21 protein-coding genes and 5 pseudogenes are annotated in these 25,731 nt (G+C 35.7%); 15 read left to right on the plus strand and 11 right to left on the minus strand.

The genetic code is table 11. The annotated features are described in order from the left end of the window. Positions 1-7 precede the first annotated feature (7 nt). A protein-coding gene (locus tag AAGD51_RS06690; RefSeq protein ID WP_236514338.1) for an IS630 family transposase occupies positions 8-1,019 on the minus strand; the annotation gives its coding sequence in 2 pieces (ribosomal slippage) (positions 8-556 and positions 558-1,019; 1,011 coding nt in all). 144 nt (positions 1,020-1,163) lie between these two features. Here AAGD51_RS06690 and AAGD51_RS06695 point away from each other — a divergent pair. Then, positions 1,164-1,996: pseudogene (locus tag AAGD51_RS06695) on the plus strand (IS5 family transposase). Between the two features lie 22 nt (positions 1,997-2,018). Continuing rightward, positions 2,019-2,206, plus strand: a pseudogene (locus AAGD51_RS06700) (IS4 family transposase); the annotation flags it as partial. 189 nt (positions 2,207-2,395) lie between these two features. Here the strand turns inward: AAGD51_RS06700 and AAGD51_RS06705 are convergent. The 6 genes from AAGD51_RS06705 to AAGD51_RS06730 all read right to left on the minus strand — a co-directional run bounded on the left by AAGD51_RS06705 (position 2,396) and on the right by AAGD51_RS06730 (position 8,010). Further along, positions 2,396-3,646, minus strand: a complete 1,251-nt coding sequence (locus AAGD51_RS06705; RefSeq protein WP_236514345.1) for a citrate synthase — start codon at positions 3,644-3,646, stop codon at positions 2,396-2,398. An 80-nt stretch (positions 3,647-3,726) separates the two neighbouring features. Then, a complete protein-coding gene (gene rpsT, locus AAGD51_RS06710) occupies positions 3,727-3,996 on the minus strand; it encodes a 30S ribosomal protein S20 (RefSeq protein WP_006279236.1) in 270 nt (89 codons plus the stop codon). A 51-nt stretch (positions 3,997-4,047) separates the two neighbouring features. Continuing rightward, positions 4,048-4,773 carry a lysophospholipid acyltransferase family protein gene (locus tag AAGD51_RS06715; protein WP_006279235.1) on the minus strand — a complete coding sequence of 242 codons (726 nt, stop codon included), beginning with the start codon at positions 4,771-4,773 and terminating at the stop codon, positions 4,048-4,050. Positions 4,774-4,828: 55 nt separating this feature from the next. Beyond that, complete coding sequence (locus AAGD51_RS06720; protein ID WP_236514347.1) at positions 4,829-5,815, minus strand: tyrosine-type recombinase/integrase; 987 nt, start codon at positions 5,813-5,815, stop codon at positions 4,829-4,831. A 365-nt stretch (positions 5,816-6,180) separates the two neighbouring features. Next, the gene (locus AAGD51_RS06725; protein ID WP_341810450.1) at positions 6,181-6,816 is read right to left on the minus strand and encodes a DnaA ATPase domain-containing protein; all 636 of its coding nucleotides are present in this window, start codon (positions 6,814-6,816) and stop codon (positions 6,181-6,183) included. A gap of 129 nt (positions 6,817-6,945) precedes the next feature. Continuing rightward, complete coding sequence (locus AAGD51_RS06730) at positions 6,946-8,010, minus strand: AI-2E family transporter (protein WP_077188603.1); 1,065 nt, start codon at positions 8,008-8,010, stop codon at positions 6,946-6,948. 263 nt (positions 8,011-8,273) lie between these two features. Between AAGD51_RS06730 and AAGD51_RS06735 the strand changes: the two genes are divergently transcribed. After that, positions 8,274-9,467, plus strand: a complete 1,194-nt coding sequence (locus AAGD51_RS06735; RefSeq protein ID WP_077188604.1) for a bifunctional 2-C-methyl-D-erythritol 4-phosphate cytidylyltransferase/2-C-methyl-D-erythritol 2,4-cyclodiphosphate synthase — start codon at positions 8,274-8,276, stop codon at positions 9,465-9,467. 828 nt (positions 9,468-10,295) lie between these two features. On the opposite strand, the gene AAGD51_RS06740 is transcribed toward AAGD51_RS06735, so the two are convergent. Beyond that, a complete protein-coding gene (locus tag AAGD51_RS06740; RefSeq protein ID WP_006279559.1) occupies positions 10,296-11,360 on the minus strand; it encodes a 5-(carboxyamino)imidazole ribonucleotide synthase in 1,065 nt (354 codons plus the stop codon). Between the two features lie 99 nt (positions 11,361-11,459). Between AAGD51_RS06740 and apaG the strand changes: the two genes are divergently transcribed. The 6 genes and pseudogenes from apaG (at position 11,460) to AAGD51_RS06770 (ending at position 16,094) form a co-directional block, all read left to right on the plus strand. After that, positions 11,460-11,861 carry a Co2+/Mg2+ efflux protein ApaG gene (apaG, locus tag AAGD51_RS06745; RefSeq protein WP_179951370.1) on the plus strand — a complete coding sequence of 134 codons (402 nt, stop codon included), beginning with the start codon at positions 11,460-11,462 and terminating at the stop codon, positions 11,859-11,861. Between the two features lie 177 nt (positions 11,862-12,038). Next, a pseudogene (locus AAGD51_RS06750) lies at positions 12,039-12,284 on the plus strand (PD-(D/E)XK nuclease family transposase); the annotation flags it as partial. A 454-nt stretch (positions 12,285-12,738) separates the two neighbouring features. Then, positions 12,739-12,882 (plus strand): hypothetical protein, encoded by a 144-nt coding sequence (locus tag AAGD51_RS06755; protein WP_173862902.1) that lies wholly within the window; start codon positions 12,739-12,741, stop codon positions 12,880-12,882. Positions 12,883-12,919: 37 nt separating this feature from the next. Then, a complete protein-coding gene (gene ltrA / locus AAGD51_RS06760; protein WP_006280223.1) occupies positions 12,920-14,467 on the plus strand; it encodes a group II intron reverse transcriptase/maturase in 1,548 nt (515 codons plus the stop codon). Then, positions 14,464-15,273, plus strand: a complete 810-nt coding sequence (locus tag AAGD51_RS06765; protein ID WP_341810451.1) for an Rpn family recombination-promoting nuclease/putative transposase — start codon at positions 14,464-14,466, stop codon at positions 15,271-15,273. The genes ltrA (AAGD51_RS06760) and AAGD51_RS06765 overlap by 4 nt, the downstream gene beginning before the upstream one ends. A 58-nt stretch (positions 15,274-15,331) precedes the next feature. After that, positions 15,332-16,094 (plus strand): annotated as a pseudogene (locus AAGD51_RS06770) (IS5 family transposase). A gap of 370 nt (positions 16,095-16,464) precedes the next feature. On the opposite strand, the gene ltrA (AAGD51_RS06775) reads toward AAGD51_RS06770, so the two are convergent. From ltrA (AAGD51_RS06775) to AAGD51_RS06785, 3 genes are all read right to left on the minus strand, one after another. After that, a complete protein-coding gene (ltrA, locus tag AAGD51_RS06775) occupies positions 16,465-17,778 on the minus strand; it encodes a group II intron reverse transcriptase/maturase (RefSeq protein ID WP_006280268.1) in 1,314 nt (437 codons plus the stop codon). After that, positions 17,741-17,869, minus strand: a complete 129-nt coding sequence (locus AAGD51_RS06780) for a hypothetical protein (protein ID WP_255324786.1) — start codon at positions 17,867-17,869, stop codon at positions 17,741-17,743. The genes ltrA (AAGD51_RS06775) and AAGD51_RS06780 overlap by 38 nt, the downstream gene beginning before the upstream one ends. A 494-nt stretch (positions 17,870-18,363) precedes the next feature. Continuing rightward, positions 18,364-19,368: a virulence RhuM family protein gene (locus tag AAGD51_RS06785; RefSeq protein ID WP_410542058.1), complete on the minus strand. Its 1,005-nt coding sequence runs from the start codon at positions 19,366-19,368 to the stop codon at positions 18,364-18,366. 1,279 nt (positions 19,369-20,647) lie between these two features. Between AAGD51_RS06785 and AAGD51_RS06795 the strand changes: the two are divergent. The 6 genes and pseudogenes from AAGD51_RS06795 to AAGD51_RS06820 form a co-directional block, all read left to right on the plus strand. Continuing rightward, positions 20,648-21,016, plus strand: a pseudogene (locus tag AAGD51_RS06795) (Holliday junction resolvase); the annotation flags it as partial. Between the two features lie 126 nt (positions 21,017-21,142). Beyond that, complete coding sequence (locus tag AAGD51_RS06800) at positions 21,143-22,372, plus strand: DNA modification methylase (RefSeq protein ID WP_095742730.1); 1,230 nt, start codon at positions 21,143-21,145, stop codon at positions 22,370-22,372. A 16-nt stretch (positions 22,373-22,388) separates the two neighbouring features. Continuing rightward, the gene (locus tag AAGD51_RS06805) at positions 22,389-22,880 is read left to right on the plus strand and encodes a MarR family transcriptional regulator (RefSeq protein WP_010962472.1); all 492 of its coding nucleotides are present in this window, start codon (positions 22,389-22,391) and stop codon (positions 22,878-22,880) included. A gap of 169 nt (positions 22,881-23,049) precedes the next feature. After that, complete coding sequence (locus AAGD51_RS06810; RefSeq protein ID WP_015588914.1) at positions 23,050-24,876, plus strand: phage terminase large subunit family protein; 1,827 nt, start codon at positions 23,050-23,052, stop codon at positions 24,874-24,876. Next, positions 24,876-25,097: a gpW family head-tail joining protein gene (locus AAGD51_RS06815; RefSeq protein ID WP_010082193.1), complete on the plus strand. Its 222-nt coding sequence runs from the start codon at positions 24,876-24,878 to the stop codon at positions 25,095-25,097. The genes AAGD51_RS06810 and AAGD51_RS06815 overlap by 1 nt, the downstream gene beginning before the upstream one ends. A 45-nt stretch (positions 25,098-25,142) precedes the next feature. Next, complete coding sequence (locus AAGD51_RS06820) at positions 25,143-25,556, plus strand: hypothetical protein (protein ID WP_010082194.1); 414 nt, start codon at positions 25,143-25,145, stop codon at positions 25,554-25,556. Positions 25,557-25,731 lie beyond the last annotated feature (175 nt).

Here is a 25,731-nt window from a genome sequence, read left to right on the forward strand (position 1 = left end):
CCAATTCTCATTGTTGTCCAGTCAAATAGGAAACATTGCAGAGTTGTTTAATTGTGGAGCTGGCAAGAGAAGTAATAAATTTGCACAAAGCACCCTCAAGTAGAGCAATTGTATCGTATATTTTATTGCGCAAAATGTTCTGTTTTATATATAACCAAAGCCTCTCAACAGGATTTAGCTCAGGTGAGTATGGAGGTAGGTATATAATGTCGATATTTTTAGGTACCTTTAAATTTTTTGACCTATGCCAACTAGCACAGTCCATAACGAGAAAAGCCTCTCGTGTTTCTAGATATTGCGAAATTTGCTCAAGAAATATGTTCATGCAATCAGTGTTGACATTTGGTGCAAATAAGCTAGAACTCTCTCGATTTCTAGGATTAACTGCACTATAGAGATAGAAATTTTGCCTACCTAATTTTGTTTTAACCTGTGTTCTAATCCCCTTTTTAAACCACCCATGTCCAACTTTTGAATGTGTGCCAAACCATGATTCATCAAAGAAAAATAGCTCTTTTTCTGGATACTTGCTAATAGCTCCATTGAGATTTTTTTTTGAATTCCTCTTGTTTGCTTTTATCTTGTCCATTATGAACTGGTCTTGGTGTAATATATGAGAATTTCATCTTTTGCATATGGCGGTGTACTGTAGATTTGCTGATATTTAATCCGAACTTTTCCTGGATTCTTATTCTCATTTCTTTAATGGTGATATTAGGATTTTCTTCTATCCACTCTTCAATTTGCTGTAGTTGAGCCTGATTTAATTTAGTTTTTCTACGACGTTGTGAAGGAGCAAACAGTTTTTCTTCTCTGCCAATTTTCAAGAGTTTTACCCACGAAGTTAGTGCGCTTCTTGAAATGCAATATATTTTTGCTACAGCCGTTATACTGTACTTTTTTGCTGCAATTACAGCATTTAGTTTTTTTGAAACATATGCATTATTCCTTACTTTCTTCAGCATTTCTTTTGCTGATTCTACTACTTTTTCATCCAATAATTTTGATCTTAATGCCATTTAAACCTCGCTATTTTACTTACTTCAGTATGGCTTTTCTTCCATCATTGTCCATCTGTTTGCCCTGTAATGGGAATTGGTATCAGAGGTTGTCCGGAAACAAGTAAAAGGCTATAATATCTGAAATTTTAGTACGGGGTAAAGATGAGAAAAAAGTATCCAACAGATCTAAGCGAAAGGGAATGGGCAAGAATAGAAAAACACTTCAGAGTATCATACAAGAAAGGAGGAAGGCCGCCAAAGTATAGCAAAAGAGAAATATTAGAAGCAATTTTCTATGTATTGCGTACAGGGTGTCAATGGCGGTATTTACCAAATGATTTTCCGCTATGGAAGACTGTGTATGAGCAGTTCAGGCAATGGAAGAAGCAGGGAATTTTTGAGAAAATGAATTATGAAATTACAAAATATAGTAGAAGAAAAATAGGAAGGAATGAGCAGCCGAGTGCCTGTATAGTAGATAGTCAATCTGTAAAGACTACAGAAAAGGGGGGATCAAAGGCTATGATGGAAGTAAAAAAGTAAAGGGTAGAAAAAGGCATATAATTACAGACACTCAGGGTTTTATACTAGGTTGTTACGTAGGCGCTGCTAACGAAAATGATAGAGATGGTATTAAAATAGCATTAAACAATATGAGAACAAAATATACTAAAGTTAAAAAAATGTGGGCTGACATGGGATACCAAGGAAGAAATTTAAAGAATCACATAAAGGAAGAATATGACATAGATATTGAAATTGTTACAAGGCCTCCATGTAGATTTTGGGTGCACAAAGATACGCCACCTGAGCTACTACCAACAAGAGAACAAGGGTTTAAAGTACAGCCAAGAAGATGGGTTGTAGAAAGGACTTTTGCTTGGGTTAATAGGAATAGAAGGCTATCGAAGGAGTATGATTTACTCACAACATCCACTGAGAATTTCATATACCTAGCTATGAGTAGGGTTATGTTAAAGAGGGAATATGCTTGAATTTACTAGTTTCCGGACAACCTCTGAGTATCGTTTAAATTTTTCAGTTTTATTTAGTGTAATGAGACAGAAACTCTATCAGGTACTTATTGCACCAAAAAACTTTCAAGCCCTTTTTAAGTATACGCGCTAAAGTTAAAATCCGACCGGGACAGCCGCAATAAAGTAGATAAGCCTAAACGCCATCATGTCTTTAGGAGAGTTTGCTAATGAAAGTTCTTAAGTTGACGCCATTGGCTGAACGGATACGGAATGACACCATCCTTTTTTTTGGATTCCAGACTGGAATGACACCTCTGGACACTTCCGTCGTAAAGGAACCAGTGTCAGCTACTCGGATGACACCTTTTTTCTACTTAGTTTGGGTTATGCAAGAAGTCTAATGAAGTGAAAATAAATTTATTTACCAAAATAGAGTTGCCTTGGTCTACAGATCTTAGTTTCTTTATCATTTATCATTTCATACCACTGAGTAACCCAACCAGTGGTTCTTGCAAGTGCAAAAATAGGCGTGAACATATTTGAGGGAATATCGATAGCATTCATTATTATACCTGAGTAAAAATCAACATTTGGATATAACTTACGCACAATAAAATATTCATCCTTTAAAGCTATTTCTTCAAGTTTTTTTGCAATTTTAAGCAGTTCATTATTTTGTTCTAGTTTACTTAGAACCTCATGGCAAGCGCCTTTCAATATACGCGCGCGCGGATCATAATTTTTATAAACACGATGTCCAAATCCCATCAATTTAAATGGATCTTTATCATCTTTAGCTTTTTCGATGAATTTATCTATATCTCCACTTTGCTCTACCTCTTTTAGCATATTTATAACTGCCTCATTAGCTCCACCATGTGCTGGTCCCCAAAGTGTAGCAACTCCTGCAGAGAGGCTTGCAAACAGATTAGAACCAGCCGATCCCACCAATCTGACAGCCGCCGTAGAAGCATTCTGTTCATGATCAGCATGGAGAGTAAATATTTTATCCAGAGCTTTTGCAAAAAGGGTGCTTTTATCATTATCAACAGCATCGCCAAATATCATCTTTAAGAAATTTTCACTGTAACTTAATTCATTGTTAGCATTTATGAATTCCTGATTGTTGATATGCCTATAAATCATTGCAATAATTGTGGAAACTTGCGCTATTGCAGAAATTCCAAAATCTAGATCTTCACCATTGATATTGTTGCCATGCTTTTCATGGTAAGATGCTGACAAACTTGCAAAACATGCAACTAAGATTGACATAGGGTGAGCAGTTTTTGGAAATGCTTTAATTACATTTGTAACTTGCTCTGATACTTTGGATGATTCTTGTATTTTGAGAAGAAATTTTTTGTGTTGCTCTGAACTGGGTAATTCACCATAGAGCAATAAATAAATCACAGCAGTAAAATTATTATTCTCTGCCAAATCAGCTATATTATGTCCCCTATATTTAAGAACTCCTTCATCTCCATCAATGAATGTAATTGTAGAAGAGCATGAAGCTGTAGAAACAAACCCTGGATCGTAAGTGAATAATCCTGTCATCTTATATAAATCCTTGATATTTAACACATCAGGACCTGTTGTTCCGCTTAATACAGGTAGCTCGATTTTTAATCCATTACTTAGTTCTAATAGCACTTTTTTATCCATCACTTAAGCTACTTAAATTTTATACAGAATATACAAACTGAGGAGTATATATTAATACAGTTAACTTTACATTAACCGTATTAAGCGGTCATCAATGCTTTTACTTTTGCATTTAAGCGACTTATTTTACGCGCAGCAGTATTCCTATGAATAACACCTTTATTCACACACTTGTGTAAATTAGATTCAGCATTCCGAAATGCCAGAACAACATTTTCTTTGTCGCCAGACTTGATTATATCAACCAATTTTCTAATAGCGGTGCGAGTTTTACTTTTCCGCATCTTATTTATTAAAGTGCGTTTTGCTATTACCTTTATCATTTTTTTAGCACTCTTATGATTTGCCATATATTAATACCTAAAATACTGTACTTTCCTTTTAATTATAAAGTTTTTTTGTTAATTTGCAATATCAGTTTTTTCTATGGTTAATCTACTGCTTCTCTCTTCAATAATTTTTTCTAAACTTTGCAAGAATTCATTTTTGTTTAACCCAGAATATATTGGGGGCAATATTTCTATTACTGCCTTTCCGGGATTTTTTCTCAGAGAAAGTATGCTTTTTGGCCAAAACAAACCAGTGTTTAAAGCAACCGGTAACACAGGAACAGATAATACGCTATATAAAGCAGCAATACCTGGTTGATATTTTATATTTTGGTTTATAGTTGTTCTTGTACCTTCAGGAAATATTATTATGCTTCTATTTTCTTTTATACGCATTTTTGCTAGTTTGATTATATGGCGTATAGAACTGATACCATCTGAACGGTTAATAAAAATCATTTTCAGCGCTATAAGATGCAAACCAATGAATGGAATCCATTTCAATTCACGTTTTAAAATAAAAACCGCTTTTCTAAATAGTAGTATAAAAATAAATGTTTCAAATGGAGATTGGTGTTTAGATGCAATGATAAAAGGTTGCTTAGGGATGTTTTCCATTCCCCTCACTTCATATTTAATGCCACATAATAAACGCAGCATGAATAATACAACTCTCACCGAACAGACGAGGAAAATGGTTATTACACACTCAGAAAAGAAAATTACAGGGAGAGTAATGAAAGTATAGAATACCTCCCATAATATAAGAAAGAAATTAAACAATAAACTTGAAATCACAAACTCACATAAATTTATTTAAATTTAACTTTATTACAAATTAAAAACAATAAATTTAATTATTGATCATCTGAGTAATAGGATGCGAATCAGCTAATTTGTCCTTTAACTTTTCGTTAGCAATATGAGTATATATTTGTGTTGTAGAAAGGTTAGTATGGCCAAGAACTTTCTGTATCAACACAATATTTGCTCCGCTATCCAGTAGATGGGTAGCAAAAGAATGCCTAATCACGTGTGGAAAGATCTTATTTTCATCAATATTGCATTTTCTTGCTAACTCCTTCATTAATTGACCGACCCTCTGCCTTGTAATTGGTTTATTAGGTTTACCACCTGGGAATAGCCAATCAGACTCCTTTCTGTTAGAGAGCAGATTGTCACGAACTGATAAATAATTTCTAAGGCTCTGCAATGCTTGTTCATTAAAAAGAATTTGCCTCTCTCTACCACTTTTTCCTTTTATTATTATATAGCATTCTTTGTTATTACTGTTTATTAAATGCGACACTTCACATAATTTCATACTAATTAGTTCAGAAACACGCATTCCAGAAGAGTAAAGGATATCTAAAATCGCACATAGCCTTTTACTGCTTATCTCTTTATTCGATTCGCTTGCTGATTTTCTCACTGCGTCCATTAGCAAAAATATTTCTTCGACACTTAAATACTTAGGCAAAGGACGAGAAACTTTTGGATTCTTTAATTCAGCATCATTAGCCGGCGCTGGATTAAAATCTATTATTCCGTCATTAAATAGACACTTATAGAAATTTTTCATAGCGGATATTTTTCTTGATATAGAGCTACTTTTATATTTTTTTTGTGTACATAAAGATTTCACATAATCTTTAATATTGGTTTTGTTTACACCAACCAAGGTAGTGCCGCTTTCCAATAAAAATTCTTCAAACTGGTGTAAATCCGAACGATAACTTTCCAGAGTATTTTGTGTAGCGGACCTCTCTGAAGCTAAAGCATCTATGTAATATGTTATGTAAAGATTTTCTTTTTTATTTTGCGACTGTTTATTTTTCATTATCAGCTCCTATATTTATTTCTTTGGCTATAATTTGATTAGAAGTGTTCCCTGTGTTTCTTATGAGAAAATATGAGACAAATAAAGCATTTATCAATAGAGTGAACATCACAAACTTTTGCTTTAACCTTTTTCTTAAATTTAATCTTACTCTTATCATAGTTAAATTATAACGTTAAATCTATAAAAAACACCTTATAAAGTGAGCTCTACTATAAATATAGAATACTTCTTAGCTGTATCTATCTATATTTATTATAACATAACATTGATTATAATTCTAACATGGACAGATAGAGATTTCAATTACGTTAGTGTTATGGGTGTTAATAAATTTTTAATATACACCTTTACAAAAGAAGAAATCAAATGGCATCTTTTTTTAATAAAGTGCTAATAAAAGGAACGGTCACATTCGACCCTATAGATTCATTATCTATCTTCTCTATAATTTTATCAATGCTATAGAAAGAACGTTCTATTCTTGCTAAAATATAATTAATCACTTTTAAATCAATTTTTAACTGTTTATCTGAAAATCGTTTTATTAGCATAATTCTTAATAATTCCTCGCTTGCAGGCAAAATTTTTACGCTGATAGTTGATAATATTCGAGAACTTAAATCTCTTAATTTGAAGTTAAGCTTTTTTGGTGAAATTGAAGAAGTGATTAGCAGCCTCTTGTCACTTTCTTTCATGTAATTGTAACAATGTAATAACATTGCTTCATCTTTAATGTTTTGTACGTCTTCTAAAATAAAAGCATCGCTATACCTAATCTCGCTTACGAAGTTATTCACATTGATAAAAATTGCATCGTCTATTGATTGCCAAATATGAGCAAGATGAGTTTTACCGGAGTTTTTAGGTCCAAAAAGAATCAGACATTTCCAAGATAAATCATTAACTACCGAATTATACACGTGCTTATTTTCATCTAAGACGATGTAATTCTGCCGACTATAATCAGCTTGATTGTTGTTAAATAAATTTAATTGCACGTTGAACCTCTTACGTAACCTCTTTCTGGTAGTAATTTTTGCGCAGAAATTTACTTACGCTCCTCAAATGTGTCAGGTATTCTGGGCTCATTTCTCCTCTTACCATAAATTGATTATGCAAAAGGTCTGTTAGCCGTTTTTATAAAGCTCACTTTTAAAATATTTATTGATTGCATATTCTACTGATACATTGAACATTGCTATTATTGGAATAAAAAGTAATATACCTATAAATCCAAAATATGAAGCGCATATAGTAATTCCCAGAATAATTACAGTTGGATGTATATGAACTTTTTTTCCTATTAATAAAGGAACTAATATGTTTGAATCTATTAATTGCCCAACACCAAATAATAGCAAAACAGCAGCACTTTCAAACCATCCACTAAATTGAGTGATAGCGCTCAAAAACCCAATAATGGTATATAATAATGGCCCTACGTAAGGTATGAACGTTAACATTCCTGATAAAATTCCAATAACAATAGAGTGTTTCAATCCGATTATGCTCAGGCTTACAGAGTAAAAGATCATCATGACAATACATACATTTACCTGCCCCTTTAGATAATTAGATATAATGAAATCCACTTTGAAAAAATAATCTGCAATTTTTCCCCTGTAAGGAATAGGGATTAATTTATTAGCTTTTTCTATAATTAAAGGCCAATCACGTAATATATAGAAAAACACTACAGGAGTAATCACCATTAATGATACCGTGTTAAAGCTTGAACTTAACACTTGGATTATAAAGTTACTAGCAATATCAAGAGCATTCATGAAATAAGATACATAGTTGCTGTAATTTTCTGCTAGATTTTTAGATAAGTGATCAAATAAGCTATCCTCGATTTTTATATTAAGAAATTCTAATACAGAGGGGATTACTTTAAGCTCTAATGAAGGCACTTTACTCACTAAGAAATTTAATATTGAAGTAATTTGAACATATATAATAGGTAAAACAAATGTTATGACTAGTATAAAAGCTATTAATAAAACAAGTATTATAAAAATTACAGAACATGAACGTGGTATTCTATACTTTTCAAACTTAATTACTAGCGGATTAAACAAATATGCAATAATAATAGATATTAAACATGGAAAAATCATAGTACGCATCAGGAATAACATCCCTATTATAAAAAGCAGTATGAAACAAATAGTTATATGACGTTTTTGCATGTGTTTAGCATAGCTAATTTACTGAAAAATATGCAATTTATTTTTCCTATGTTGAAAGTATTTTACGATTTGTAATACTATCGTTTTTTACTAAAATTTAGTTGTTTAATCCGCAGGCAAAGATAGATTTTGAGCTCTCTAAATATCTCTTTTGCTATTATAATTATGCTAGTTAATAGGGGAAGTAACTTTTATATGATGTCAGAAATTTTATTTTTCGGAAAGAATCTTGGATAGAGAGGAAAGCTTCTACAAAAAGAAATATGTGCGCTAAGAAATACAAAATAGCAGCATTAATAGTTGCAGCGGGAGTAGGCAGTAGATGCAATTCTACGATTCCTAAGCAATATATAAAACTGGCAGGTAAATCTGTTTTATTTCATACAATTAAAAGATTTCTGGCTAACCAATATATAGATTACATAAGAATAGCAATTAATAGAGACCATGAAAGTTTCTATGAGAAAGCTATATCACTAATTACAGACACTAAATTACTAAGCCCTGTATACGGAGGAGAAAACAGGCAAAGTTCAGTTAAACTAGGGCTTGAAAGCTTACAAAAAGTTAACCCAGATTTTGTAGTTATACACGATGCTTGTAGGCCTTTTGTGTCAGATGTTCTGATAGATAACTTGGTTGAATCTATGATTAATGATCAATATACAGGAGTAGTTCCAGCAATAGAAGTTGAAGACACTATGTCATTGGTGAGTAATAGTTTTATTGAATCTACGATTTCAAGAGGAAAGCTCAGAGCCATACAAACCCCTCAAATTTTTAATTTCAAAGAATTATTATCATGCCATCAATCAGTCAAAGAATTTACTGACGATTCATCACTAATGGTAGAGCACAAAAAACATGTTGCGATTATTAAAGGTGAGAAAAGCAATTTTAAGTTAACCACAAAAGAGGATATCAATATGGCAAAGCTTCTTTTTGAAGAGCCAAAATTTCGTGTCGGAGCCGGTTATGATATACATAAGTTCATTAAAGTTCAAAATGGTGCTGAAAGCTTTATAAAAATTTGCGGTGTGAAAATTGAACACAACATGGCAATAGAAGCGCACTCTGATGGTGATGTTGCAATACATGCAATCGTTGATGCAATACTCGGAGCACTGGGATGTGGCGACATAGGAGAGCACTTTCCTCCTAGTTCCTCTGAATGGAAAGATTGCAATTCATCTCACTTTCTTGACTTTGCTGCTAAAAAAGCAAAAGAAAAAGGGTACAGCGTGTCTAATTTAGATATTACTATAGTTTGTGAAGAGCCTAAAATATCGCCTTACAAAGTAGAAATGAAGAAATTCATATCAAAAGCATTAGAAATTGATGATGAATTTGTAAATATCAAAGCAACCACTGCAGAGAAATTAGGTTATATTGGAAGAAATGAAGGAATAGCAGTGCATGCTTCTGTGTTATTGCATACAAACTTTTATTGGGAATAGAAACGAAAAAACTTACTTGACACCCTTCGCCAGTCCCCTTATCATGAAACTGAAGCTATTTATTTATCTTCGCAATCTGTGCAGGTTAATGACAAAAAACTTAGGGTATTTGGCGTCTCATGTTTAATTTTTCGCACTACGTGCATCGCATGTCTTTAAAAATTTTTAGGTTTTTACCTATATAAGCCGAAACGCGCTTACAAAGCGTTTAAGACAGCAAAAAACGTCAAATTGACAAGGGAGAATTTGAATGCTAGCTACTACGGGGTTTCTTTGCCTTTTTTCCTGCTTAGTAAATTTCTTAAACACTTGCGGTGTAGGTTAGTTGCAAGTTAAAAGCAGCTAAATCGCTCTTAATCAAGCGTTTTAGAATAAAAAAAACGCCGATATTTTAGTACATAGTAAATAGCCAACCACCACGGGGCTTCTTTTGCCTTTTTTTTTATTTGGTAAATTTCTTAATATTTATGGCTAAACGACAATCGTCATCCCGCTACTTGTTAGCGGGATCTAGAGATACCGCGGCGGCATGACGTAGGACTGCTGTCATTCAAGTAGCTGACGCTGGAACCCAGCCTTGCTGTAATCTCATCAAGAACGTTGTGTTTTAACATAAGATCAGCCACTTTTATGCTTACCAACTTAATAAAATTCCTGGATCCAAGTAGTCAGGCTACTCGGATGACACCTTCACAAAGTGAAATGAGATCCCGCTAACAAGCAGCGGGATGACGGGAAAAGAGGTGCTAGAATGACACCGTTTACTATGTAACATCTCATCATATCACAATGTTCGTACAGTTGTGGCGGTATGACGTAGAAAAACTGTTAACTTAAATCTATATTGACATGTCCCATTTTACGCTTATCCCTAACCTCTTTTTTCCCATATATGGTTAAACTAGCTTTTTCGTTGCTCAAATACTTATGAGAATCATATATATCATTACCTATTATATTTTTCGTCATACAAGGAAAGCGTAATACTACTTCCTGCATAGGTAACCCGCATATTATCCTAACTAGCTGTTCAAATTGACTAACGTTACATGCATCCAAGCTCCAGTGGCAAGAATTGTGAGGTCTGGGAGCTAGTTCATTAACTAACAATTCGTTATCTTTAGTAACAAAAAATTCAATAGCCAGAATTCCTATTACATCAAGCGCATTTGCTATTTTCTTTGCAGCTCGTTGTACCTCTTGAGTTAATTTGCTATCTATTTTAGCTGGCACTGTTGAAGTATCAAGTATTCCATCAACGTGGTAATTTTCTGCTATAGGAAAAAAAGCTACTTTACAGTTTTTATCTCTTGCAACGACTATTGAAACCTCTTTCAGTAAATCAACACTTGCTTCAAGAATGTACTCTGTATTCCAATCAAAGGAAGCAAATTGCTTCACTTCAGAATCATTCTCAAGCACATATTGTCCTTTTCCATCGTAACCCATTTCTGTTGTTTTCAGCCTTATTGGATAGCCAAAAGCTCTACTGCTTTTCAGTAGCTCATTATAATTTTGTATACTCTTATAGTTAGCAGTTTTTATACCCAAGTTTTTAATAAAATCCTTTTCTCTCAGTCTGTTCTGCGAAATGTGTAACGCTTTTTTACCCGGATAAAAATTTACATCGATATCAATTGCACTACATGGAATATTTTCAGACTCAATAGTAACTAAATCCACACTCTGTGCAAAAGATTCAAGAGCTTTCTTATCAGAGAAATCTGCTATTGTGAAATCATCAGCAACAGAGCAAGCCGGATCGTCTTTAGCACTGGCAAAAACATGTGTTTTTTGTCCAAGTTTTGTTGCAGCGATAGCAGTCATTTTACCTAATTGTCCACCACCTATTATTCCTATTACTTTTTTGCTAAGCGCATCTGGTTCGTTCATACTATAAATTGATATTTCCTAATTAAAGTATACTTGAAAAATCTATGAAAAAAGCATATAATTAGAATATTATCTTTTTATCATGAATATTCTATAATGATTCTAGAATACACATTGACTACCAACTTTGTTGAAGTTACAGTTTTACCAATTTACATTGAAGAGCAATCCATTCCTTATGAAAATTGCTATGTATGGATGTATAACGTTAAGATAAAAAACAAAAGCCAATCAACTATTCAATTGTTAAGTCGTCATTGGCAAATAATAGATTATAAGGGCAAAGTAAATGAAATTGCCGGAGTTGGTGTTATCGGAGAACAGCCTGTGATAAAATCTGGAGAGGTATTTAAATACACAAGTGGAACATACTTAAATGTACCGTCAGGAATAATGCAGGGTAAGTATGAATTTCTGAATGAAGAAAGCATAAAAGTTTTTGAAGTTATGATACCACCCTTTTCTTTGGATAGTCCATACATCAAAACTAGACCCCATTAACTGTCAAAATAGTTTATTTGTAACCAGACTGCATTCTGTGATTTTTAGCAAAGCACGATCTTTCATTTGAGCTTTCTTCAATTTAAAATAAATACAGAAACTAGCTATCTTCAAAAATATGGTTGAATAATTGTTAATAATAGTGTATAATTATTAATATTTTCAAGCATTTTTGCCATGGCTCTTTCAAAATTTCTCGATCCTCGCAATGATTTGTGTTTCAAAAAAATCTTTGGAACGGAAAAAAATAAGAATATCCTGATCCACTTTTTGAACGATATTTTAGGGTTTACTGAGATAAATGCAATACAAGAAGTTGAGTTTCTTAGCACTATTATGGATCCCGAAGTTGCCTCTGATAAACAAAGTATTGTTGATGTTCTCTGCAAGGATTCTCACGGAAATAGATATATAGCAGAAATGGTGCGACCTGAAAGCCTTCGGTCATATTGTTTAAAAGGAGAGGAATTCATTCAGAAAGAAACTGAAAGGATTCTAAAGCTTATTGAACCAGATGTTTTGCCATCTGAGTCTACGCATCAGTGCGAATTGGGTAACCAGTTGGTGCCGAGCGACGCGGACAATGAACCTCCTCTTGATAAAGAAGATGCTCAATCGTGAGAGAAAGCATAAACTACAAGCATCATGTGGTTGGAGGGCTAGGCTTAGTGGTATGGTGAACGTAAGTGAAGCTTCATAAGTATCGTAACGATTAAAGAGCTAAAGATGCTGATAAGCTCCGACCAAAAGGTAATGTGGATGAGTTACATTTTTCATTTCTGGATGTACGCAAATAATAATTCCACCGGTATAGAGAAGCCACCTAACCCACTATTGTATGACAAAAGGAACAGGATAAGCCTGTATTTTCGCCTATATGGCAGGCAACCCGCAAGGAATGCTGATGGATGTGCAGGTAAAGGATAATGGAGAAAGCGAATGCCATTTTGTAACGAAATGGATAGAATTTGTAACATTAATTCGCGTGAAAACGAGCAGACTTCCATTTGGTCCCTCATGACAAGAAACTTTGTTAACCACTTAAGGTAGGAAAGCAGATGATTACAAGTACAACTGTAAGTGCACCTACCAATAACTCCGAAGCATGGAACCAGTTACCCTGGAAGAAATGCCAAAAAGTTGTTATGAGGCTACAGAGGCGTATTGTTAAGGCTGTCCAACAAGGCAGATGGGGTAAGGTGAAAACTTTACAACACCTTCTCACACGCTCTTTTAGCGGCAAAGCTTTGGCGGTTAAGAGAGTAACTGAAAACCAAGGAAAAAACACAGCAGGTGTAGATCGTCAAATATGGTCGACTTGCAACACAAAATTTCAAGGAATAAAGCTATTAAAACAAAGAGGATACAAACCTTCTCCGCTAAAACGGATATACATCAGTAAGTCTAATGGCAAAAGAAGACCTCTTGGAATCCCTACGATAAAAGATAGAGCCATGCAAGCATTATACTTGTTTGCTTTGGAACCGATAGCTGAAACGATCAGTGATCGTCACTCTTATGGTTTTAGACCAAAAAGATCCTGCGCAGACGCTACTGTGGCTTGTCACTTGTTACTGGCAAGCCGTAACCAACTACAATGGATACTCGAAGGTGATATTAAAGGGTGTTTTGATAACATTAACCATGAATGGCTCATGAAGCATATTCCTATGGAGAAGAAAATTCTTCATAGCTGGTTAAAAGCTGGCTTCCTAGAATCAAAAACTCTGTATTCCACAACTGCAGGTACCCCACAAGGTAGTATCATCTCTCCAATACTAGCAAATCTAGCCCTAAATGGACTTGAAAAATCATTGGAAAGTCAATTTGGTAAACTTGGCAGTAAAAGAAGAAGCAAAATCAGAAGTGGAGTAAATGTAATCAGGTACGCAGATGACTTTATCATTTCAGGAATCACACGTGAAGTACTGGAAAATGAAGTAAAACCTCTAGTATCGTCCTTTCTTCAGGAGAGAGGTCTTATCCTTTCCGAAGAGAAAACAAAAATTACATCTATTACAACAGGGTTTGACTTTCTTGGTTGTAATGTACGCAGGTATAATAAGAAGTTAATTATAAAACCTTCAAAAGAAAGTATTAAGAAACTTCTTAATAAAGCACGTACATTGATAAAGGCAAACATAGCGAACACTCAGGCCGTACTAATCAAGTTGCTCAATTCCCTATTAAGGGGATGGGGAAATTACTACAGCCATGTGTGTGCGAAAAGAGCTTTTAACAAAATAGACCATGAAATTATGTGTGCTCTATGGAAATGGGCAAAGAAAAGACATCCTCGTAAAGGATTACGTTGGATAAAGAATCGTTACTTCAAGGTAATGAAACAACGCCAATGGGTCTTTGCTGCACCCATATGCAAGAACAAACCGAAAGAGATAAGGTATTTAAGACTGCTTAGGTTGATTGATATACCTATCAGACGACATGTTAAAATCAGGGCGGATGCAAATCCACTTGACTTAAAATGGAAAAAGTATTTTGATGAAAGAGTGAAACAAACAAAAATGTTAGCAAGCTCTTTCTCAAGAGAAGGTTCTCTACTGTTGGTGTCACCATTAAGAATGATGTTTTCTGAGGAATCATGAAGGACAAGCCGGTTCGAGAAAAGAAGGACTTAGATAAGGGGCTCAAGCGTAGTGTGGGGAAACCTGCATGCTGCGTTTCTAAGGGAGGGAGTAGTAGCAATACTACTTCCTTACCTAACCAGTTCACTAAGACCAAAGGCTTCGAAAAACGTGCTCAATATTATGCTGCTAAAGCCTACTCAAGTCAAGCTGATCAAGGTGATAATTATCATAATCTCAAGGAAATTATCTTCATAGCTGTTGCTGATTGTATTATTTTTCCAGATAAGACTGAGTACAAATCTAATCATGTCATTTTAGATCAAAATAGCTTTGAACATGACTTAAAGGATTTTTACTTCGTATTCATAGAACTACCTAAATTTACAAAGACAAAAGAAGACCAACTAGAAAATATAGTAGAAAAATGGTGTTATTTTTTCCGATATGCAGCAGAAACAAGGGAAGAGGATCTAGATAAGATAGTTGGTAGTGACGTAATAATAAAACGAGCTTATGAAGAGATGAATAAGTTTAATTGGTCAGAAGAAGAGTTACTAGCATATGAACAAATGAAAAAACGTATAATGGATGAGATTGCGGCTTTTGCTGAAAAATTTGATGAAGGTATTAGATTAGGTCATGCAAAAGGTAGGCAAGAAGGCATCAAAATCGGACATGAAAAAGGCAGAAAAGAGGGAGAAAAGCAAGCTAAAATAGCAGTCGCAAAGAATCTACTTAAAGCAGGGGTTTCTATTGATATCATAACTGAAACTACCGGTCTTACAGTTAACGAAGTCAAAGACTTAAGCTCTTTGGGTGTCTAGGTCTTGTCGACATAAAAAAATAGTGATATAGAGTACTCTTTATTAATAGGTAAAGAGAATGCTATATGATTTAAAAGATGAGCAATGGGAGAGAATAAAAAACAGTCTGCCAGGTAAGGAAGGAGATAGAGGAAGAAGCGCAAAAGATAACAGGAGATTCGTAGCTGCAATAATGTGGATAGGTAGAACAGGAGCAACATGGAGAGCATTGCCTGCTGAGTATGGAAAATGGTCAAGTGTACATAAACGTTTTATAAGGTGGGCAAAATCTGGTGTTTGGCAGATGATTTTCAACACATTAGCTGTTAATGGAGACACAGAGTGGCTCATGATAGACTCAACAATAATCAGGGCACATCAACATGCTGCTGGTGCAAGAAAAAAATGTGGAAACTGGTAGACAAGAACAAGAGCTGGGACGGTGCAAAGGAGGATTTTCAAGCAAATTACACGCTGCTTGTGATGCTTTGGGCAACCCACTGAGATTTTTTGTTACTGCAGGGCAAAGATCGGATTACGTAAAAGCTTTAGACCTGATAGAAGGCAAGAACATGGAGGCACTTATTGCCGATAAAGGGTATGACGCAAATTATATGATTGAGGCTGCAGAAGCTGTAAATGCTGAGCCAGTAATCCCACCGCGTTCCAATAGAAAAACACCAAGAGAATATGACAAAGAATTGTATAAAGAGAGAAACTTAATCGAAAGGATGTTCAACAAAATCAAGCACTTCCGCAGAGTTGCTACACGCTACGACAAATTGGCCATAGCTTTTCTGTCTTTTGTTCACATTGCTGGCATTTTTCTTTGGTTGAAATAAATGTCGACACTACCTAGATTAACCTTTATAATAGATGAAAACCCAGCAATTGCGGCTCGAATGTTGTGTATATAGTGAAAATGCCACTAGAAACTACTGAGTAATGTTTTTTCAACAGCATCCAAATCCTTTTATTAGTGTAATAGATTATAATATAGAAGTTCCATACAAACTTACTCATATCCTTGTTCTTTATACCTCAGTTATGGATTAGCTTGATGTAAAGTCCTGAAATTCTGTTTTCTGCACTAATTGTAGTAGTCTGGTAGAGACTCATGACCTTGAAACCAGCGATTTGGTCTCATAACCATAGTCTCCCCAAAAGAACCGTGCTTGCGGATTTCCCGCACACGGCTCCACAATACAGCGTTCACACTAGTGCTCCTGTGTATAAAGAAACATATACCTTTGGTTTTGGTAATGGATTTACTTTTAAATAGTGTATAAATTGTTCCCAATCCATACTTTTCTTTTGACTACGTCGGTTTATCCACTTAAATGCTAACTTTGTTACCGGTCGATAGAATTGAATCAAACACCGATAATTTCCGCTAACTCCGAAGTAGCTATAGTGTCCTGTTAGTTTGGCTTTAAGTTTCTGCCACCAATCTTTGAGACAGATACGACTTCGTACCATCTTCAACCATTCTTTGATTTCTTTAATCTTTCTGGCTAGGCTTATTTTTGAAGTTTTCTGCTTCATCATAAGTTTACCATTACGACTTTTTCCACAATAATGTGTAAATCCTAGAAAGTTGAAGCTAGCCGTCCTACGTTTCTCTCTTTCTGCTTGATACCATTCTTTCTTACCAAACTTTACTATTTTTGTTTTATTTTCAGCTATTTCCAACCCAAATTTACTTAGTCTTTGTTTCAGTAATTCTAGAAATTCTTTTGCGTCTTCTTCCCTCTCGCAGCCAACTACAAAATCGTCGCAAAACCTTATTAGCTGTAAATATCCTCTGGCTTTTGGCTTAAATTTCTTTTCAAACCATAAGTCCAGCACATAGTGTAAGTATATATTAGCTAATACAGGGCTTACTATACCACCTTGTGGTGTGCCTTGATCGGTTGCTTTATAACATCCAACTTCGACTATTCCTGCCTTTAGAAATCGTTTTATTAACCACAATAAATTTGGGTCAGCTATTCGTTCCCTTAGACAATTCATTAGCCATTTATGTTGAACATTATCAAAGAACTTCTTGATATCCACTTCTACAATATAGTTAATTGGTTTGTGCATAACTGCTTTATCTAGAGCGTTTATCGCCTGATGACAATTTCTTCCTGGTCGAAATCCATACGAGCTGTCCATAAAGTTTGCTTCATAAATATTTTCTAATATCTTCTTTAGCATTACCTGTACCAACTTATCTTCCGTTGATGGTATTCCGAGACCGCGCTTCTCTTTGCTCCCGGCTTTGGGTATGTATACCCTTTTCACTGGTAGCGGTTGATATTGTTTTCTCTTCATACTATCCACTAGTGTTTTAAGTTTCTCTTCTAGATTTTCTCCATAAGCTTCCACTGTCACACGATCTATACCACAAGCCTTGTTGCGTTTTAGTTCCTTATAACACTCTGCAAGATTCTCTTCATTAATCAAATGAACTAATGATGTAAATTTTACTCGCTTATCTTGCTTAGCCCTTACTGCTATCTGGTTTAGTTTTCCTTGCATACTCCTCCAATCTCTGTTGTATTGGTATAGCAATCCCTATACCAGTCACTATATTGCTAACCGCTTCCCCTTGTATGTGGCTTTCCCACACTCCGAGTACTATCAGTTAGTCCGACTTCCTTTGCATCTTCCTCCAGTCCTCGCCTTTATTGACTTGTTCCAGAGTACCCTTACAGGAATACAAAGGATCTCCCAAGTTCACGTAAGGTCCATCTCAACACATGACGCGGCCTTCGATCCCGATGAGGTGAGTAATATCTTGCCTTAGCGTTATTACCCATGTTGCCTTCCACCAAATGTAAAGTGTCAGCCCCCATGACGCGTGAATTACGGGACTCAATACCTTCACTTTCGTTGCACCCTATGTTGTCCATTCCATTAGCTTTACTACGCTCGTTACCTTACGCAGCATAATGGTTTGTTCCAGGTTGCCGGCTAAGCTTTACCCGTGTTGGATTTTCACCAACTGTTCCTTACGCACTTCTTGGCGCACACAATTTTTCACCCCCCTTAAAATTAAAACAAAAGGTGGTAAACAAGATGTCAAACACAGATAACTCAACTACAAGCTGGTTTTTGTTGTAGTTAGATAGTTATTTTCTCACTTTCTTTACTTGCTTTAATTAATTCATCAAAATCAGATTCATGTAATTTGTCCTGTATAACTCTGTACTTTTCGTATTCTCCTTCAGCCAGGGCTTTTGCAACTTCAGCACTAACTTTACCGGCATCTTTAAGTACTTCATAATCATTGAATAATAGAAATGCATCCAATTTTTCAGCCCAGTCTTGCATTTTCATCAGCCGATTCTTTTTTGCTTGAAGTTCTGCATAATCTAGATACATCGAAACAATGTGGTTTAGTTCACTTAGTTCTTCTTCAGTTAAGTAATTTTTCGCAATACTTACATCACTCTTGTGAATTTTTTTACCTGGACCATCTTTCCATGTAGTTAGCCCCATATGTGGTTTTTTGTGATCAACCCGAGAACATATCAACTCTGCTGCAGTTAAACCATAAATTGCCCAATATAATTTGTTTTGTACTTTTGCGTAAAATTGTTTTGTTATTTCTGAATTTGGATCGTAATCTGCAGAACATTCGGCATAAATGTCGGTAATCTTCTGGTAAAATCTACGTTCGGATGCTCGTATTTCCCTGATTTTTTCAAGTAATTCATTGAAGTAGTCTTTGCCAAACTTTTTCCCGTTTTTTAGTCGTTCACTATCTAAAGCAAATCCTTTGATAATAAAATCCTTCAAAACTTTTGTAGCCCATACTCTGAATAATGTTGCTTTTTTAGAATTAACTCGATAACCAACAGCTATAATTGTATCTAAATTGTAAAGTTGTGTTGGGTAATTTTTACCGTCTGCAGCGGTTGCCTCAAAAGTGGAAACAACTTCTTTTTCCTGTAATTCACCAGATTCAAATATGTTCTTGATATGCTTACTAATAGCTGGCAGTTGTACATCAAATAATTCAGCCATCCTTTTTTGCGTAAGCCAAAGATTTTCATCTCTGCATAAAACTTCAATTTCTATATTTCCACCTGGAGTAGTATAAAATACAATCTTATTCTCATCCATTATCTATCTCCTATAACTTACAAACAAACCATTGATCATCAATAGGAATTTAACCAATTAATTGTCTCTACTGCAACTAAATTCTTTAAAACGTCTTTAGAGGGCTATTATAACTTATTAATGAGCTGGATAGAGGGGAATATCTGTTTTATCAAAAATTCATGTGACCTCTTCTCAGCTCCAGTAAACAGTTATTTCCAAAATGGAAACAACTCAAATAGTAAGGTGTCTAGGAGGTCGGACTTCCGTTTAGCGGGTTCTTAAAGTTTAGGCTCTCTTTAATTTCTGAGCTGCATTCAAATTATTTTAACTTTTTTTCAGAAAATCCCGGAAAAAGTGGTGAGAAATCCGGAGTATAGGGGCATTGAGTGTAGATGTGCTTCAAACACAAAAGTCGGCAAATAAACAGAGTAGAAAAGATTGAAGGAAGCAAAAGAAATTTAGGCTTTTGGTAAGTTACGTAATTGAGAATTTGTATTTTTTTAGATGAGGTAAAAACTTTGTTTTAAGGCTAGATGCAACTTTAGGGTACAAATACTACTATTACCAAAGAACGCATATAATACCCCTTAGAACTCGAATAAATGGCATTCTTAGCAATTCTATTATTGTATAGCAAACTCACGGGTGAGTTTAGCACGTTTTTTACGCTTTGCAAAGAAAAATTAAAAAAAAGTGAACAGTTTTTGTAAAATCGGTGAATATATATAATACCAAGTCCTAACTAAGGTAGGTAGCATAAGATTCTTGTCATTGGCCAACAAAAACCCATTCATAGCGTATTTTGAAGGAACCAGACGATATTTAGCGCTACTTATAGTTTTAAATAATAGCAAATGTCAATCCTCACACTCGACCTCGGCAAACAAACCGGCTGGGCTATTCTTACAGATGGAGTAATTCAAAGTGGGAGTGAAAGTTTTCATGGTAATCGTTTCAGCGGAGGTGGAATGGCTTTGTTGCATCGCTACTTATGAAAGGCTAACTATAGTTAGGATTATAAGCAACCTATTGAAAATCTTGTTTTTTTGCAATCAATCTGATCAAATTTAAGAATAGTAATTTGTTATTTATATTAATAAATTTAATTCTATTGAAAATAGCTAAAGCATTGAAATTCTTGAATTTTAGCCAGATTAGTGAGTGGTAGTGAAATTTCTTTTACTCAAATTTAGGTATTCACTGACCGTTCTTGTTATAAATACCAGAATAATAAGCTACTGATATTCCCTATCTTTTTTATCTTTAATCCATCATAGCTAGCGATGCAACAAAGCCAGGTGGAATGCACTTCTTAAATTTTCGTAGGTGGCTCAATGAGATGAGGGAAAGATTTTCAGATATTGAAGCAGTGTATTTTGAAGAAGTAAGAAGACACCTTGGAACTGATGCTGCTCATTGCTACGGAGGCTTTCTAGCTCATTTAACAGCTTGGTGCGAGGAAAACAATATACCTTATCAAGGTGTACCTGTCAAGACGATAAAACGCTTTATCACCGGTAAGGGTAATGCAAGTAAAAGTGAAGTTATTGAAGCTGTGAAGGGAAAAGGGTTTATTCCTCAAGATGACAATGAGGGGGATGCTTTGGCGTTGATGTTCTATGTTAATAATTTTAGTAAAGATTTTAACATGCTAGATAGCACATAGGAAGTGGGTCCTTCCCGCCAGCAAGGCTGATTTGGGAGCGAAACCCCGGACCTTCTCCAGCGTCAGACGTTTTTTAATTATTAACTTTTTGTTAAGAATTTAAACATAGCAATTTAATACACTAATATGAACTTAGCAACACACTACTATCCTATTGAAAATCTTGTCGAATATGATCGCAACCCTCGCAAGAATGACGATGTAGTAAACAGAATGTGCGCCTCTATTCGGGAATTTGGGTTTCGTATTCCAATAGTTGCAAAAAGCGATGGCACTGTGGTTGATGGTCATTTACGCCTCAAAGCAGCAAGAAAACTGGGTATGGAAAGTATTCCAGTAGTCCTCAGTGATAACTTAAGTGAAGCCCAAACCAAAGCTTTTCGGTTACTAGCAAATCAATCAGCTAACTGGGCAAAGTGGGACGATGATCTTTTGAAGTTGGAAATTCAAGAGTTAGAAGATTTGCAGTTTGACCTAAAAATGACTGGATTTGAGCTGGAAAAGGTTCAACGTTTTCTTGATGATTTAGATGGAGAAAACAGTGAAAAAGAAGATTTTTCCGACTTAGCCGGTGATAGCAAAAAGGTAAAAATAACAAAACCAGGGGATCTATGGATTTTAGGTGGTCATCGAATCTACTGTGGTGATAGTTGTCTGGTTGAATCATTTAAAGCGGTATTAGACGATAAAATGGCAGATATTACCGTGTGTGACCCTCCGTATAACGTAGCATATGGTGACAGTCAGGAAAGAGAAGACAAAAAAATACTAAACGATGATCAAGGTGAAAAATACGAACTTTTTCTGTATGACATTTGTTCTCACGTTTTAGCGTACACCAAAGGTGCAATTTACATCTGTGCATCATCATCCGAGCTGGCAACGCTGCAAAAGGTATTTGAAGAAGCAGGTGGTCGTTGGTCGACATTTATAATTTGGGCAAAGAATCATTTTACGCTAGGAAGATCTGATTATCAAAGACAATACGAAACAATACTCTACGGTTGGAAAAATGGCAATAAGCGTGAGTGGCATGGAGGACGTAATCAAAGTGATCTCTGGTTTTACGATAAGCCAACGTACAACTCACTGCACCCAACGATGAAACCAGTGGAGTTAATGGAGAGAGCGATAGTAAACAGCAGTAGACCAGGGGACATAGTTCTTGATCCATTTAGCGGGTCTGGGAGTACGTTGATTGCATGTGAGAGGACAGGAAGAATCTGTAGAACGATAGAGCTAGATCCTACGTTTGTAGATGTGACCATAAAACGTTGGCAAGTATACACGGGAAGAGAAGCGATACTTTCCAATACTGGCAAAACCTTTGCCCAAATTCAAGAAGAAAAACGGTAAAAGAAGGGAGAAAAAAGTGGAAGGAGGAAAAATCACGCAGACGGAATGGGCAAGAGAACTAGGAGTTTCAAAGCAATACGTCTGTTACTTAGTAAAGAAAGGAATAGTTGAGCTGGAGGATGGTTTGATTGACCGAGAACAAGCAAATGAAGCGGTGGCAGCAATACGAGATCCAAGTCAACCACTGAGGAGAAAAAATCCAGAAGGTGAAGAAGTGGGAAATAATAAACTTTCCATGATGTTGCTAAAAACGCGGATAAAAAATGAGATGGAGCGGGGAAGACTGCTCGAGGCAAAAGCAAAAGCTGAGATTGGTGAACTTATCTCAGTAGAAGAAGTAAAGACTGAAGCATTTAATGTTGCAAGAGTTGTCCGTAATAATTTGCTTAACATTCCAGATAGGGTTTCAGCGTTACTAGCATCGATAAATGACACAGAGAAGATCCATGAGACACTGACTGAGGAAATCAGAACAGCTTTAGAAGAGCTGACACAAAGTGTATTTTAATGACTACATATAAATTACTGAAAAAGCGTCTTATCGCCTTGGTGAGCCTAATTCACATATTAGTTGCAATAATGATTTTAAGTAAAGCGTCAGCAGATACTTATTGTAGAGGGAAAATACCTTTTTCTCTTAGCTGTGTAAAAGTATAAAAATTGCAGCAGATGGCATTATGATATATAGCAGTAGCTTTTATACAGGGTTAAAGCCAGATCCACTGCTCAAAGTATCAGAGTGGGCAGATAGAAATCGTCAACTTTCAACGATAGCATCATCAGAGCCGGGGAAATGGAGAACAGAGAGAACGCCGTACCTTAAGGAAATAATGGATTCACTATCTTCGTCTTCACCGGCCGAAAAAGTGGTATTCATGAAAGGAGCGCAGATAGGCGGAACAGAAGCTGGGAATAACTGGATAGGATATATAATCGACCAAACACCAGGCCCTATGCTGGTAGTACAGCCAACAGTAGAAATGGGCAAGCGTTGGTCAAAGGGAAGATTTGCGCCGCTCATTGAAGATACGCCATGTTTAAGGAGTAAAATAAAAGACCCAAGGTCGAGAGATTCAGGCAACACTGTACAAAGTAAGGAATTTCCCGGAGGAACGGTAGTAGTAACAGGTGCCAACAGTCCAGTGGGTTTACGTTCAATGCCGGTAAGATATCTTTTTTTAGATGAAGTAGATGCATATCCAGGAGATTCAGGAGGAGAAGGAGATCCAGTTTTACTCAGCATAGCCCGAACTAATACATTTACGCGGAGAAAAATATTCTTAGTTTCAACACCAACGGTTCACGGAATAAGCAGAATAGAGAAGGAATTTGAGAGTTCAGACAAACGATACTTTTTTGTACCTTGTCCACATTGTGATCACTATCAGGTGCTGAAATGGCCACAGATAAAGTGGAAAGATAAAGATCCCTCAACAGCCCATTATGTGTGTATAGAATGCAGCGGCAAAATAGAAAACCATCAAAAAACAGAGATGCTAGCTAGAGGTGAATGGAGAGCAACTAGGGAGGAGGGAAAAAAAGAGGCAAAAATAGGGTTTCATTTATCGAGCTTGTATAGCCCAGTTGGTTGGTATAGTTGGAAACAAGCAGTGGAAGATTATCTGCATGCAAAGGAAAATGAACAATTACTAAAAGTTTGGATAAATACAACACTCGGAGAAACCTGGGTAGATAAGGGAGAAGTACCAGACTGGAAGCAACTATTTGAGCGTCGAGAAAATTTTCCGATAGGCATGGTGCCAAAAGGTGGAAAAATAGTGTTAACGGCAGGGGTTGATGTACAAAAAGACCGCTTAGAAGCAGAAGTAGTAGCATGGGGTATGGGTCGTGAGAGTTGGTCAATAGACTATCAGGTATTAGAAGGTGATACTGGAAGTGGAGAAGTATGGGGGAAACTGTCAGAGCTCTTGAATCATCATTTTATCGGTGAAAATGGGCTTGAATACATGATAAGTATGATGGCGGTAGATGCTGGGTATGCAACACAGGAGGTATACAATTGGGTAAGAAGTCATCAAGGATCGGGAAGAGTAATGGCAGTGAAAGGGGTAAACAAAGCCCTAGTGCCGCTTAACAGCCCAAGTAGAGTAGATGTAACAGTTGGCGGACAAAAGCTAAAAAGAGGAATAAAGCTCTGGCCAGTTGGAGTATCGATATTAAAGTCAGAATTGTTTCAGTTGCTGAATGTTTTAACAGAAGGGGCGCCGGGATATTGTCATTTTCCCGAATATCCACCTGAATATTTTAAGCAGCTAACCGCAGAGCAACTAATTACCAAAGTAGTAAAAGGATATACCAAACAAGAGTGGCAAAAGATAAGAGACCGAAATGAAGTATTAGATTGCAGAGTTTACGCAAGAGCAGCGTCTATTGCCCTGGGGATTGATCGTTGGCCAGAGAGTAAGTGGGAGAGTTTAGTAGGTGAAAAAGCTAAAAAGTCAAAAAAAGTGAGAAGAAGTCAATGGTTGAGTGAGAAAAGTTGATGTACAACCAAGAATATTTAACTCAAGTAAAAGAAGCGATAAAGAAGCTACAGAGCGGGGAAAGAGTAGTATCGATTGCATATGGCGATCACGTGGTTAGGTACGGAGAAGTGCAGATAAATGACCTCTTGAGCTTAAGACAACGCATTAAAGCTGAGCTGAAAGTTGCAGGTGTGAAGAGAAAGATTGTTATTTCAACGAATAAAGGAATTGACAAGTGAAAATGTAATACTGTACGTTAGATAATTTATAAATATAGGGGTAACATGATAGGAAATGTAGAAAGATTGCAAAGAGAACTACTTGAAGAAATGGGGTCTATTTCTTTGGGGAGTAGTAATACAAGGGCATTAGAGATTGTCAATCAATTAGGAGAAGATCACATTAATGATACTATTATGACTCTTGATGGCAGGCAGTTTACAGCTTTAGATTGTGCAATTATGTTTGACAGTCAAGGTAATAATCCAAGAATAAATGAAAGGCCGAGAATAAATAACAATGCATTTAGAGAATTAGAAGGTGCTATTAGGAGTGCTGGAGGAAGAACATCAGAAGAATTGGGTAGAAGACAAGATATTCCTTATGATCGAGAAAGCTTTAATGAGCAAGTGAGTACGTTTTTAACAGACGTTACTATAGAGCATGTTATGGCAGGGAGACTACATCTAATGGTTTAAATTGAATGCGGAAAAAATTATCCTAACGGAAAAAAGCTGAGGAAATTGGTTAACCAATTGTTAAGTATTTAAAGGAGATCCGGGACGTAAAGAGGAGAGTTGTGATTTCGACGAACAAAGGGATTGTATAAAGAAATACTTATTGAAAAATTAAAAGAGATACTGTATAATTAGT

Origin of the sequence: Wolbachia endosymbiont (group A) of Volucella bombylans (genome assembly GCF_964026965.1) — a bacterium.
Taxonomy (GTDB): domain Bacteria; phylum Pseudomonadota; class Alphaproteobacteria; order Rickettsiales; family Anaplasmataceae; genus Wolbachia; species Wolbachia pipientis.